This is a genomic window from Streptomyces sp. NBC_00620, from assembly GCF_026341825.1.
GTDB lineage: Bacteria > Actinomycetota > Actinomycetes > Streptomycetales > Streptomycetaceae > Streptomyces.
Genome location: NZ_JAPENY010000003.1, coordinates 1,216,933 through 1,230,079, shown reverse-complemented (window position 1 = coordinate 1,230,079; position 13,147 = coordinate 1,216,933). Strand labels below are relative to the sequence as shown.

General features: G+C 71.8%; 11 protein-coding genes. 4 read left to right on the top strand and 7 right to left on the bottom strand.

Going from position 1 to position 13,147, the window contains the following annotated elements:
* Positions 1-3 precede the first annotated feature (3 nt).
* From OG246_RS36745 to OG246_RS36735, 3 genes are read right to left on the bottom strand one after another with little or no spacing between them, the layout of a single operon-like run.
* Positions 4-1,230: a serine hydrolase gene (locus OG246_RS36745; protein ID WP_266473116.1), complete on the bottom strand. Its 1,227-nt coding sequence runs from the start codon at positions 1,228-1,230 to the stop codon at positions 4-6.
* A 56-nt stretch (positions 1,231-1,286) separates the two neighbouring features.
* Positions 1,287-2,864, bottom strand: coding sequence for an MFS transporter (locus tag OG246_RS36740; RefSeq protein ID WP_266473114.1), 1,578 nt, complete (start codon positions 2,862-2,864; stop codon positions 1,287-1,289).
* Positions 2,861-3,442, bottom strand: a complete 582-nt coding sequence (locus tag OG246_RS36735; protein WP_266473112.1) for a TetR/AcrR family transcriptional regulator — start codon at positions 3,440-3,442, stop codon at positions 2,861-2,863. Before OG246_RS36735 ends, OG246_RS36740 begins: the two co-directional genes overlap by 4 nt.
* A 74-nt stretch (positions 3,443-3,516) precedes the next feature.
* Here OG246_RS36735 and OG246_RS36730 point away from each other — a divergent pair, with 74 nt between their 5' ends.
* The gene (locus OG246_RS36730; protein ID WP_266473111.1) at positions 3,517-3,951 is read left to right on the top strand and encodes a PPOX class F420-dependent oxidoreductase; all 435 of its coding nucleotides are present in this window, start codon (positions 3,517-3,519) and stop codon (positions 3,949-3,951) included.
* On the opposite strand, the gene OG246_RS36725 is transcribed toward OG246_RS36730, so the two are convergent.
* On the bottom strand, positions 3,910-4,842 hold the full coding sequence (locus OG246_RS36725) for an NAD(P)-dependent oxidoreductase (RefSeq protein WP_266473109.1): 933 nt from the start codon (positions 4,840-4,842) through the stop codon (positions 3,910-3,912). The genes OG246_RS36730 and OG246_RS36725 overlap by 42 nt on opposite strands.
* Positions 4,843-4,979: 137 nt before the next feature.
* Between OG246_RS36725 and OG246_RS36720 the strand changes: the two genes are divergently transcribed.
* Both OG246_RS36720 and OG246_RS36715 read left to right on the top strand, forming a co-directional pair.
* Positions 4,980-5,591: a TetR/AcrR family transcriptional regulator gene (locus tag OG246_RS36720; RefSeq protein WP_266474972.1), complete on the top strand. Its 612-nt coding sequence runs from the start codon at positions 4,980-4,982 to the stop codon at positions 5,589-5,591.
* Positions 5,592-5,795: 204 nt separating this feature from the next.
* Positions 5,796-7,910, top strand: coding sequence for a tetratricopeptide repeat protein (locus OG246_RS36715; RefSeq protein WP_266473108.1), 2,115 nt, complete (start codon positions 5,796-5,798; stop codon positions 7,908-7,910).
* On the opposite strand, the gene OG246_RS36710 is transcribed toward OG246_RS36715, so the two are convergent.
* The 3 genes from OG246_RS36710 to OG246_RS36700 all read right to left on the bottom strand — a co-directional run bounded on the left by OG246_RS36710 (position 7,885) and on the right by OG246_RS36700 (position 12,075).
* Complete coding sequence (locus tag OG246_RS36710; RefSeq protein ID WP_266474971.1) at positions 7,885-9,207, bottom strand: hypothetical protein; 1,323 nt, start codon at positions 9,205-9,207, stop codon at positions 7,885-7,887. The genes OG246_RS36715 and OG246_RS36710 overlap by 26 nt on opposite strands.
* 600 nt (positions 9,208-9,807) lie before the next feature.
* Complete coding sequence (locus OG246_RS36705; RefSeq protein ID WP_266473107.1) at positions 9,808-11,160, bottom strand: MFS transporter; 1,353 nt, start codon at positions 11,158-11,160, stop codon at positions 9,808-9,810.
* A gap of 249 nt (positions 11,161-11,409) precedes the next feature.
* A complete protein-coding gene (locus tag OG246_RS36700; RefSeq protein WP_266473106.1) occupies positions 11,410-12,075 on the bottom strand; it encodes a TetR/AcrR family transcriptional regulator in 666 nt (221 codons plus the stop codon).
* A gap of 153 nt (positions 12,076-12,228) precedes the next feature.
* Between OG246_RS36700 and OG246_RS36695 the strand changes: the two genes are divergently transcribed.
* The gene (locus tag OG246_RS36695; RefSeq protein ID WP_266473105.1) at positions 12,229-13,122 is read left to right on the top strand and encodes a shikimate dehydrogenase; all 894 of its coding nucleotides are present in this window, start codon (positions 12,229-12,231) and stop codon (positions 13,120-13,122) included.
* Positions 13,123-13,147: the final 25 nt, after the last annotated feature.

Here is a 13,147-nt window from a genome sequence, read left to right as displayed (position 1 = left end):
GGGTCAGTCCAGCACCGCCTCGTGCACCAGTCGCTTCAGCTCGCGGAAGACCGAGTGGGAGGAGGTGGGGCGGACCTGGGTCAGGAACTGCACGGTCAGGTCGTTGGCCGGGTCGACCCAGAACGTCGTACCGGCCACTCCGCTCCAGCCGTACGCGCCCTGCCCCGTCGGGGACTGGGTGATCTCCGGGTCCACCACGACGGAGACGCCGAGGCCGAAGCCGAGGCCCGCGTTGCCGGGCTCCTGGTGGACCGGGCTGCCGAAGGTGCGGCGGTCGGCGTTGCCGGGGAGGTGGTTGGACGCCATCAGGTCCACGGTCCCGGGCTTCAGCAGGCGGGTGCCGTCGAGTGTTCCGCGCAGGCGGAGCAGTTCCATGAAGCGGTGGTAGTCGTGGGCGGTGGCCACCATGCCGCCGCTCCCGGACACGCAGCGGGGGCGGCCGTGCAGGGGCAGCCCGGCGATCGGGGTGATCCCGCCCTCGTCGTCCTCGCCGTACAACTCGGCCAGCCGGCCCTCCTGCTCGCCCGTGACACAGAATCCGGCGTCCTTCATACCGAGCGGTGCGAAGATCCGCTCGGCCAGGAACTCGTCGAGGTCCTGGCCGGAGACCACCTCGATGACGCGGCTGAGGACATTGGTGGCGACCGAGTAGTTCCACTGCGTGCCCGGCTCGAACTGGAGCGGCAGTCCGGCGTACACCTCGCACGTCTCGGCCAGATCCGCGCCCGGCGGCACGGACGACTCAAGACCGGCGCCCCGGTACAGCGCGTCGACGGGATGCGAGTGGTAGAAGCCGAAGGTCAGGCCCGCTGTCTGCGTCAACAGGTGCCGGATCAGGATGGGTTGTGCGGCAGGGCGGGTCCTGGTGTCCGCGCCGGATCCGTCGACGTACACCTGGGGGTCGGCGAAGGCCGGGAGGAAGTCGGCGACGGGGTCGTCGAGCCGGATGCGTCCCTCCTCGAGGAGCATCAGCGCGGCGACCGAGGTGACCGGCTTGGTCATCGAGTACATCCGCCACAGGGTGTCGGTCTCGACGGGGAGCCCGGCCGCCCGGTCACGGCAGCCGTAGGCGGTGAGGTGGGCGACGCGGCCGTGCCGGGACACGGACACGAGGTACCCGGGGAGTCTTCCGTCCCCGACGAGGTGGGCAAAATGCTGATCGAGGCGGGCCAGCGCCTTCGGATCGAGGCCGGCCTCGCGCGGCTCGGCCTCCTGTCGCAGGTGTCCCATGGTTCTCCTCCGGGCTGCGGCTCTTGGACCAACTCGCTTCATGGTCCCCTACGGATTCATGAACCGTCGCCTGCCCCGTACTTGTTGATGGACTCCTGGCGAATGCGTCCCGGGGATCCCGGTGGCCCCGGTAGCCTCACCGCGAGCATGACGCCGAGCGCGGACACGGCCGCGAGTGCCGTCAGCGGCGGGCCCATGTCGACACCGGTCCCGAGTGCCATCAGCAGGGTCGCGGTCGCGACGCCCAGCGTCGGGCCCACATTCATCGCCGTCTGCTGCAGCCCGCCCGCCACTCCGGCCGACTCCGCCGAGGCCTGCCGTACGAGAACAGCCGTCGCGGTGACCATCACCGTCCCGAAACCGGCGCCGAGCAGCAGGAACCCACCGCCGATCGACACGGCCGTCGAGGCCCGGTCGAGCCGGGAGAGCAGCAGGACACCCGAAGTCAGGGCGATCATCCCGGCCAGCGTCGTCCGGCGCGCACCCTGCCGGCGCAGCAGCACAGCCGCAACCGGCGCGCCCAGCACCATCATCACGGCCCCGGGCAGCGCCCGCAGGCTGGTCTGCAGCGGGTCCAGCTCCAGGACCTCCTGCAGGTAGTAGCTGCCGACGAACAATGAGCCCAGCATCGCCGCCGACCCGGCCACCAGAATGCCGAGCGCCGCACCGACGGTCGCGGAGCCGAGGACGTCGTAGGGCACCAACGGGCTCGCGGTGCGGCGCTCGTGACGTACGAAGGCGGCGCCCGCGGCCATGACCACCACAAGGCCGAGCGTGGACGCCGTCGTCCAGCCGGCCTCCGGTATCCCGACCAGCGTGTGCACCAGACTCACCAGCGCGACCGCGAGCAGACAGGCCCCCGGCACGTCGAGTCCGCCCGAGGCGGCCCTGCTCCGGGCCGGGCCCCGGACGGCGAGCGCCAGGACGCCCATGACCACCACAAGGCCGAGCGTGGACGCCGTCGTCCAGCCGGCCTCCGGTATCCCGACCAGCGTGTGCACCAGACTCACCAGCGCGACCGCGAGCAGACAGGCCCCCGGCACGTCGAGTCCGCCCGAGGCGGCCCTGCTCCGGGCCGGGCCCCGGACGGCGAGCGCCAGGACGCCCATGACCAGCGCGGGCACGACGTTGAGGAAGAAGACCGCGCGCCAGCCCAGAGCGGTCACCAGCGCCCCGCCGACCACCGGACCGGCCGCGGCCGCGAGACCGATGGCACTGGTGCGCAGCGCGATGGGCATCCCGAGCCGGTCGGCGGGATAGGCGGCGCGCAGCATCCCCAGCGTGGCAGGTTGCAGCAGCGCGCCGAACACGCCCTGCGCCACCCGCAGTCCGATCACCGATTCGATGCCGGGCGCGAAACCGATCGCCGCCGACGTCGCGCCGAATCCCAGGATCCCCACGGCGAAGACCTGTTGGTGCCCGTAGCGGTCCCCGAGCCGGCCCGCGAACACCAACAGGCTCGCGACCGCGATGAGGTAGCCGGTGCTCGTCCACTGGACCTGTGCGAACGTGGCGTGCAGATCGCGTTGCAGGGTGGGCTGCGCGACGGTGAGCACGGTTCCGTCCAGGGCGACCGCCACGGCGCCGGTGACACTGCTCGCGAGCGTGAGCCGACGGTGGAAGCGGGAGTTCATCGGGGCTCGGGCCCCAGGTGCGCGTCCAGTGCCGCATGCAGCAGGGGTACGAAGTCGTCCGCGCCCGTGGTGAGTTGGAGGCTGCCGAAGCTCCACAGCTGGGCGATCCCGTGCAGGTTCGCCCACAACGCACCCGCGACGACCTGCGCGTCGGCCTCGGGCCGGACCTGGCCGACCAGGTCCACCAGGGCGCCGAACAGCGGCAGGCTCGTCTCGCGGAGTCCCAGCCGATTGCTCTCCAGCAGATCGTGACGGAACATCAGCTCGTACATTCCGCGGTTGGTGAGCGCGAAGTCCAGGTAGACCCGCCCCAGTGTGCTGAGCTGGGCGCGGGGAGACGACGCCTCGCCCGAGAGTGACTCCGCCGCCCGGGTTCCGAGGTCGGTGAAACCCCGGCGGGCGATGGCGGACAGCAACTCCAGGTGTGTGGGGAAATAGCGGCGCGGGGCTCCGTGGGAGACCCCGGCCCGCCGGGCGATCTCACGCAGGGACAGCGCCTGGGCGCCTTCGGCGGCCACCAGGTCGACCCCGGTCTCGATCAGGCGGGCCCGCAGTCCCGCCTCTTGCTCGCTGTTCATAGACACTGTCTACCAGGGTGAGTAGACAGTGTCTACCAGGAATGCCCGGCGCTGCCCGCAGCGTTGACCAGGCCATGACTCAGGACGCGACGCAGGACGCACTGCTCAAGCTGCTCTCCGAGTACAAGGGCGGGGTGCTCGTCACCCTCAAGAAGGACGGCCGGCCCCAGCTGTCGAATGTCAGCCACGCCTACTACCCCGACGAACGCATCATCCGGATCTCACTCACGGACGACCGCGCCAAGACCCGCAATCTGCGCCGGGACGCACGGGCCTCGTACCACGTGACCAGCGAGAGCCGGAGGGCCTACACGGTTGCCGAGGGCACGGCGGATCTGACGCCCGTCGCCTCGGACCCGCACGACGAGACCGTCGAGGAACTCATCCGCTACTACCGCGATGTGGTGGGCGAGCACCCCGACTGGGACGACTACCGCGCCGCCATGGTCCGCGACCGCCGACTGGTGCTACGGCTCCACGTCGAGCGCGCCTACGGCATTCCCGGCTGACACCGGACCTTCTCCGCTCGCGCCTTCGGTGCGGGCCTCGATCGCGTGGAGCACGGCGGCCATGTCGGACCCGCCGTGTCCCAGCGCCACGGTCTCCTCGAAGAGGGCGTGGCAGACGTCCAGCAACGGGGAGGCCAGGCCGGACTTCCTGGCCGCCTCGGCGATCAGCTCGTTGTTCACCAGTACGTTGCGGACCGCGGCCTGCACGGCGAAGTCCCGCTCCAGCAGCTTCGGGGCCTTCATGCGGGATACGGCGCTGGACATCGGGCCGGCACCCAGCACTTCCAGGAACAGCTTCCGGTCGAGGCCCTGCCGGTCGGCGAAGTGGAACGCCTCGCTGAGGCCGGTCACCAGGGTGATCAGGAACAGATTCACCGAGAGCTTCATCAGCAGGGCGTTCGGCACCGGCCCGCAGTCGAACGTCTCCTGACACATCGGCCCGAGCAGCGGGCGCACTTCCTCGGCAGCCACGGCGTCCCCGGCGAGCATCGCCACGAGCTGCCCGGCCTGGGCAGGAACCCGTGATCCGGAGACGGGGGCCTCGGCGTACCGGCCGCCTGCCTCGCGGATGTCGGCCTCCAGTCCGCGCGAGTACTCCGGCGACGTCGTCCCCATGTGGACCACGGTGTGCCCGGCGACGTGCCTGGCGAAGTCGGGGGTGCCCCGTCCCAGGGCCTCGTCGATCGCGGTTCCGTCCGCCAGCATCAGGAACACGACGCGGGCACGCTCGAAGACCTCGGCGGGACGGGACGCCACCTCGGCGCCGGCCGCGCGCAGCGGCTCGGCTCTGGCAGCCGTGCGGTTCCAGACGAGGAGGGCGGTTCCGGCCCGGGCCAGATTGAGGGCCATGGGCTGCCCCATGGTTCCGAGGCCGATGAAACCCACGTACACGACGCACCGCCGTCTCTGGCCGGCGAGAGGGCCGGGCCACCCCGCTGCTGCCCATGACGGCTGTCATAGTAGCGAGCTTCATGACGGCTGTCATAATGAGATCCGATGTGTACGGCAGTCAGGGCGGGAGGCCGATGATGACGGGTTCCGAGCGGGGCCCGCGCGAGCGGATGGTGTTCAGCGCGGCGCAGCTCATCCGGCGCGACGGGGTCACCGCGACGGGCATGCGCGAGGTCGCCGTGCATGCCGGGGCGCCGCGCGGCTCGCTCCAGCACTACTTCCCGGGCGGCAAGGAGCAGTTGGTCAACGAGGCCGTCGACTGGGCAGGGCGCTACGCGGGCAAGCGCGTCGCCCGCTTCCTCGCCGAGCTGCCGGAACCGACGCCGAGTGGTCTGTTCGCGGCGATGGTGCGGCAGTGGACCGAGGAGCTCCGGACAGCGGGATACACCTCGGGCTGCCCCGTGGCGGCGGCGACCGTGGACTGCGCGGAGTCCACCGAGTCCACGAGGACCGCTGCCGCCGCCGCGTTCGCCCGCTGGAACCGCCCGGTGGCGGAGGCGCTGACGGATCTGGACGTACCGCGCGACAGGGCCGAGCCGCTCGCCACCCTCATGATCAGCGCGTTGGAGGGAGCGCTCCTCATCGCCAGAGCCGAGCGGGACGTACGCGCCCTGACGACTGTGTCCCGGGAACTCGGCCCTCTCCTGGACGGGGCGCGAACGACGAACCAGGCGCCGCCGGAGCGGTAGGGGGCTCTCGGCCGCTCGGCGGGCTTCCGGCGGGCGGCGGCCGACCGGGCCGCGGATGCGGTGGTGCGCCATCAACTGGGCTGCTGAAACGGCCGGTTGTGCCGTCGCCTCGCTTCGCGTGCCGCGTATGGTCGAACCCGACATCGGTGTGCGGTGCGAGACGCCCTGCTGGGCGCGGGTGCGGGAAGCGGGGAGTGCGGGGGCATGCTGGATCCCATCTCGTTGGCGGCCATCTCGGCGGTGCTCGGAACCGTCGGCTCGGGAATGGCCAACGAAGCGGGCAGATGGGCCTGGGAGTCGACCGGGGGACTGGTACGCCGGATCGCGGGCCGGGAGGTCGCGGCACCGACGAACGCCGAACAGCTGACGCAGGTCGCGCAGTTGGTGCACGAGCGTGTGCAGGGCGATCAACAACTCGCCCGCGCCTGGACCCTGTTCGCGCAGGGAGTGCGGATGCCGGGTGCCGGTTCCCGGCCCGAGCATCCCCGTCTGCCCCCGTCCACCAGGTACTTCACGGACCGTCAGAAGGCGTTGAAACTCCTGGACAAAGAGGCCTCGCGGGCGTTCGACGGCAGCCCCCGGGTGGCACTCCTGCACGGCCGGGAGGGCATGGGCACCAGCACGCTGGCCGTGCACTGGGGCTGGCGCCAGGCGGACCGTTTCCCGGACGGTCAGCTCTATGCCGACCTGCGCGGCCCCGGCGCGACCGACACAGGGGCGCTCCTGAGCTCACTGCTGCGCCAACTCGGCCTGCCCGACGAGGAGATACCGCCCTCCACCGAGGACCGCGTCGACCGCTTCGGGCGTCACCTGGCCGACCGACGCCTGCTGCTGGTGCTCGACCATGCCCAGTCCGCCGCGCAGATCCGCCCGCTGCTCACCCCCGCGCCCGGCGTGTTCACGGTCGTCGTCACCCGTCGCCCGTTCCCCGGCATCGACGCCCTGCCGGTCCAGGTCGACCCCCTGGCCCGGCGCGACGCGCTACGGCTCCTCACCGACCTGGCCGGCAAGCCCGCGATCACCGCGGCCAAGGCCACGCTGCCCGCCGTACTGGAGCGCTGCGGCGGCTCGCCGTACGCCCTGCGCGCTGCCGCGCCCCGCCTCTCCGCACCCCCGGTGGAAGAGCCACCGCAGCCCGGCAGCGATCCGGTGCGCGCCGCGGCCGAGGACTCCTACCGGCTGCTGCGCCCCGAAGCGGCCCGGCTCTACCGGCTGACCGGCCTCCGCGACTGGCCCGCCTTCGACGCCGCGGCCGCCGCACGAGCCGCGGACATCGAGGAGACCGAGGCGGCCCCGCTCCTGGAGGAACTCGCCGACACGCTGCTCCTTGAGCGCACCGGCGCCGGCCGCTACCACTACCGTCCCGTCGTCCGCGCCCACGCGGAAGCCGCCGCGGCCGCCACCGACGGCATCGCCGTCTGCTCCGCCGCCGTGTCCCGGACCGTCGAGGGATACCTGCACCTGGCGGTCGGCGCCGCACAGGCGGCACTCCCGGAGAGCTGGCGGGTCCCCTCCGGCATCTCCCCGCTCGGGTACGCGGACCGGGGCGAGGCCCTGGCCGCACTCGCCACCGAGTCACGAAATCTCGTCCAAGCGGTGTACGCCGCCGAGGAGTTCCGAGACTGGGACACCGTCGCGAGGCTCTGCCAGGCCCTGTGGCCGCTCCAGCTCAAGGCAGGCCACCACGACGTCCTCCTGCCCGCCCTCCGAATTGGCGCGCGCACGGCCGACGCCCACTTCCCCGGCACCCGGACGGCCGGATCGCTGCACGCCCAACTCGCCCACACCCTCACCGAGTTGCACCGTTGGGACGAGGCCGAGCCCGAGGCACGCGCCGCGGCGCGGGACGAACACGCGGCCGGTCACGCACGCGGACACGCCTCCGCCGTCGAGTTCCTCGGGCTGCTGCGACTGCGCCAATGGCGCTGGCAGGAGGCGTACGACTCCTTCGAGGAGGCGGCCGTCGTCCTCGACGGCATCGGCCACGACGACGAGGGCGCGGGTGATCTGCCGCGCGCCCGCGCCCTGTTGGAGCGCCACCGGGGGCGCGCCCTGCGCGGCCTCGGACGCCGCGATGAGGCGCGGGAGCGGCTGGAACGTGCGCTGCGGTTCTTCCGGGAGAGCGGCGAGGCGTACAACACGGCACGCGCCCTCACCGACCTCGCCGAAACCCGCCTGGACGGCGACGAGTTCGCGCAGGCGCTGCCACTGATCGACGAGGCACTCGCGGCCCTCGCGAAGGAGAACGCGGCCTATCACCTCGCGCACCTTCGGTCGCTGCGCGAGCGGTGCGTCAGCGCTGCCGGTCCTCTGGAGTGATCCGTACGCGATGAACCGCCGGGCCGGTGCGCACGGTCAGGCCCTGGGCGGCCAGTTCGTCCAGCGACTTGCCCGCCGCCAGCCAGGCGTGCAGGGCGGAGGCGTACGCGGCCGGATCGGCGTCGGCCGCCGACGGCTCGCCGGTCAGCCGGAGCAGGTCCCCGGCGCGGGTGCGGACGGTGCAGTCGCCCGGCCCCGTGACGTAGGCGGCGAGCGCGCAGTCCGGGAGACGGGCGAGCACCTCGCGGGTCCACTCCGCAGGGGAGCCGAACCGCGGATCGGTCGCTGACCCGTGCCTGAACACGACGTCAGCGAGGGCGAGTTGGCCGGGGTCGCGAGTGTCCTCGTGCACGGCCGTGTGCGCCAGGCCGACACCCTCCGGCTCGGTGCGGGGGTCGGCATGGCGTACGACCGAGACCTCGCCCGAACCGAGGAGCCGCGTCAGGACGCGCAGCGGCACGGTGTGCGAGGGGGGCTCGTACGGCGGGAGCGGGAGCGGTTCGAGGAGTGCAGGGCGGTCCGGTTCAGGGATGCCGATGATCTCGTAGAAGAGGCGGCGCAGCCGCACCGCCGACTCGCCCGGCACGGAACTGGCGAACCCGGCGGGATCCGGCAGCGCGCGGTGGGCGGCGAGCAGCGACTCCACCTGGGGGCGTAGCGCGGCTCGCGCGTCGAGCCGCGGAGCCTCCCGTACGAAGTCGTACACCGGTGCGTCCGGATCGAGACCGTCCAGGGGTGCGGCGCCGAGGAGCACGGGCGTGCCGAGCGCGGCGGCGTAGTAGGTGACCGAGCCGTGGTCGCCGATCACGGCGTCCGCCGCGAGCAGGGCCTGGCGCCAGCCCTCCAGCGGATCGACGAGCGTCAGCCCCGCGCGCCGGGCCCGGTCGAGCCAGGCACGGATCTGGCCGGGACCGTGACCGTGCCAGATGTTGGGGTGCAGCACGGCCGCGAGACGGTACTCGTCGGCCGGCAACTCCGAGGTCAGCCGGGGGAGCAGTGAGGGGAGTACGTCATCTCCGCCGCCGTCTCCGAAGAGCGACTCCGGGTTCCAGGTGGAGTTGAGCAGGACCAGCCGCTGGCCGGTGCGTACACCGAGGGCGCGGCGGAAGCGTTCGCGGTAGGGCCGGGCCGCCAGCATGCGGTCGAAGCAGGGGTCCCCGGCGAGCACGGCCGTGGGCGCCGCCTCGGGACAGGCGACGCGCAGCCGCTCGTACTGCTCCGGGTGCGACAGCACGAGCGCGTCGGCGATCGGCTCTCCGTCCTCGCCCAGCAGCCATTCGCGGGACATCCCGAACACGGGCAAGGGTGAAGGCTCTTGGCGTCCGGTATCCGGTATCCGGTATCCGGTATCGCCAGCCTCTTAGTGTAGCCAACGCCATGGGACAAGACGGTCAATTTGCCGGAAAATGCCTGGAGTTGGCCGCCGAAGCTCGCGGAGATCGCCAGGGATACGGGGGTCTCCACCGCCTGCTCCCAGGGCAGTACCGGCACGGCGGTGTCGGCGAGCAGCTCGGCGACCCCCGACCGGAACGCGGACGACCCTGTGCACGTGACCAGCAACTGCACCCGGAAGTCGTCGTGGAACAGGGGGAGGACGTCCAGGAGTCGTGTGGCGGACGTGACGTTGTGCACGACGAGCAGCACACGGTGGCTGTGCCCGCGCGTGGCCCACCGGGCCGCGTCGTCCCCGACCGGGACCCGTATCCATCCGTCCCGCCCCACGCTCGTGCACCGCCCCTCGCGTCCGTCGGCCCAGCTCAGGGCAGGGCGCCACTCGTGTGATCGGGCAACGGTAGTCGACGGGAGCGCCGCCATGGCCGGAGGGACTCCGGGGGAACACCCGAGTCCCCGAACGCCTGCCGGGCGCCGGGGACTTGGGGAGCGAGAGAGAGCGGGCTCAGGCCGCGACCGTCTCCCGTCCCGCGGGCTCGTGAACCGGGCGCTCGCCGAGCTGCTCGGTCGGCACCTTGTGGGTCTCGCGGGCGGTGAGCGCGGCGACGACCGGCAGGACGCACAGGGCCGCGGTGAACAGGGCGACGGACGACCAGTCGTCGCCGTCCGGGCCCGCGATCTGCGCGGCGAAGGTGACGGCGAACCCGGCGACCGCGAAGCCGATCTGGGTACCGATCGCCATGCCGGAGAGCCGGACGCGGGTGGAGAACATCTCGCCGTAGAAGGACGGCCAGACACCGTTGGCCGCGCTGTAGACGATGCCGAAGGTGACGATGCCGAGCACCAGGATCAGCGGGTAGGAGCCCGTGGAGATGGCCCACAGGTAGACGAACATCATGATCGCGCTGCCTACGGCGCCTACCAGGAAGACCGGGCGGCGGCCGATGCGGTCGGAGAGCTTGGCCCACAGCGGGATCGCGCCGAGCGCGGCCAGGTTGGCGAGCGCGCCCACCCACAGCATCTGCGAGCGGGACAGGCCCACCGAGTCACTCGTCCCGTAGGCCAGCGCCCACACCGTGAAGATCGTGCTGACCGAGGCGATGAGTGCCCCGCCGACGACCCGCAGGACGTCCGCCCAGTGCTCGCGGAACAGGATGGCGAGGGGCAGCCTGGCGACGCCCTCGGTCGCGGCCTGCTGAGTGAAGGCCGGGGTCTCCTGGAGCGTGCGGCGGATGACGAAGCCGACGACGGCGACCGCGACGCTGGCCCAGAACGGGATGCGCCAGCCCCACGAGAGCAGCTGCTCCTCGGGCAGCGCGGCGACCGGGAGGAAGACCAGGGTCGCGAGGAGCTGGCCGCCCTGGGTGCCGCTGAGGGTGAAGCTGGTGAAGAAGCCGCGCCGGTTGGGTGGCGCGTGTTCCAGCGTCATCGAGTTGGCGCTGGCCTGCTCGCCGGCGGCGGAGATGCCCTGGAGGACGCGGCAGAGGACGAGCAGGACCGGGGCGAGGCCGCCGACCTGGTCGCGGGTCGGCAGGCAGCCGATGAGGAAGGTCGACAGGCCCATCAGGATCAGCGTGAAGACCATGATCTTCTTGCGGCCCACCCGGTCACCGAAGTGGCCGAGGAACAGCGCGCCGACCGGGCGGGCCGCGTACGCGACACCGAACGTGCCCAGCGAGAGGAGGGTCGCGGTTGCCGGGTCCGACTCGTCGAAGAAGACCTTGGGGAAGATCAGGGCGGCGGCGCTGCCGTAGATGAAGAAGTCGTAGTACTCCAGGGCGCTGCCGATCCAGGCGGCCATGGCGGCCTTCCTGGGCTGGCCGGGTGGCGCGTCGAGCGGGGCGGCGGGGACGGACACGGCGTGCTCCTTCTGGGGAACTCCGGGGACGGGAGTGGCGGAGGGGGAGAGGTGCCGGGGCCCTGGGATGGCGGGTCGGCCGTTCCGGGGGCGCGTCTGCTGGACTGCTGGGCGCCCCGGCTAATTAACCCACTGGATAGTTAGTAGCGGATGGCTACGGATGTTGCGCGCACGTTTCCCGGGTGTCAAGAGGTCGCGTCGAGGGATCTTCCCCGAATTGGTCCGGGGCCGGTCCGGCTCAGGGGGCTCTCAGTCCGCCGAGCGGTCCGCCGTGAGGTAGGCGATGACCATGTCGCCGAGCATCGTCCGGTAGTGCTGCCGCTGGTCGGGGGCGACCAGGTCACGGCCGAAGAGGGCGCCGAAGGTGTGCCGGTTGGCGACCCGGAAGAAGCAGAACGCGCTGATCATCGCGTGCAGGTCCACGGCGTCGACGTCGGCCGTGAACACTCCGGACTTGCGGCCGGTCTCCAGGATGCGGCGGATCACGTCGAGCGCGGGCGAGCCGATCCTGCCGAGCTCCTCGGAAGCCGCGATGTGCTCGGCCTCGTGGATGTTCTCGATGCTCACCAGGCGGATGAAGTCGGGATGCGCCTCGTGGTGGTCGAAGGTGAGCTCGGCGAGCCGGCGGATGGCCGCGATCGGGTCCAGGTGCTCGACGTCCAGCTCCTGTTCGGCCTGCCGGATCACGGAGTACGCGCGCTCCAGGACGGCCGTGAACAGCTGCTCCTTGCCGCCGAAGTAGTAGTAGATCATCCGCTTCGTGGTGCGGGTGCGGGCGGCGATCTCGTCGACCCGGGCGCCTGCGTAACCGGCCCGAGCGAACTCCACGGTCGCCACGTCGAGAATCTCGGCCTTGGTGCGGGCGGCGTCACGGGTGCGCCCGTTCGGTCGTGCCGGTTCTTCGACGCTGGTCATCGGGTTCCTTCGGGCGATGGGTCAGTGCCCGCGATTCTAGAAGCAGGGTCCGACGGCGGGCGCCTCGATGCCTGCCCCTTCCCATCCGGCGGGCGGCTTGATATGACTAACGAACCAGTTCGTACATTAGCCAGCCGCTCCCGGAGGCCCGCCGTGCCCCAGAACTCCTATCTCGTCGGCCTCATCGGATCCGGAATCGGCCCCTCGCTCAGCCCGGCGCTGCATGAGCGTGAGGCCGACCGGCAGGGACTGCGCTATCTGTACCGGCTGATCGACATCGACCGGCTCGGCGTCGGTCCGGAGGCGGTGGGCGACCTCGTGCGCGCCGCCCGCGACCTCGGCTTCGACGGCCTGAACATCACCCACCCCTGCAAGCAGCTGGTCATCCCCCACCTTGACGAGCTGGCCCCGGGGGCCGAGGCGCTCGGCGCGGTCAACACCGTCGTCTTCGAGGGCGGCCGCGCGATCGGGCACAACACGGACGTCACCGGGTTTGCGGCGTCCTTCGCGCGCGGGCTGCCCGACGTGCCGTTGGAGCGGGTGGTGCAGCTGGGCGCGGGCGGGGCGGGGGTTGCCGTCGCGCACGCCGTCCTCACTCTGGGGGCGGGGCATGTCACCGTCGTCGACGCGGTGCCCGACCGGGCCTCGGGTCTTGCCGTCTCCCTGAACCGGCATTTCGGTGAGGGGCGGGCCGCCGCTGCTTCGCCGGACTTGCTCGGGGCGCTGCTTGCCGGCGCCGATGGCGTTGTGCATGCCACGCCCACGGGGATGGCTGGGCATCCCGGGCTGCCGTTTGCCGCCTCGCTGTTGCACCCCGGGTTGTGGGTTGCCGAGGTTGTGTACCGGCCGTTGGAGACCGAGTTGTTGCGTGCGGCTCGGGCGGTTGGCTGCGCCGTTCTTGACGGTGGTGGCATGGCCGTCTTCCAAGCTGCGGACGCCTTTCGGTTGTTCACCGGGCGGGAACCCGACAGCGGGCGGATGTTGGCGGACATTGCCGGGCTGGCGGGGGCCGCGGGTGCGGCCGGTGCGGCCGGTGCGCGGAGCTGAGGGGGCGCCTTATGGGTGGGGTGGC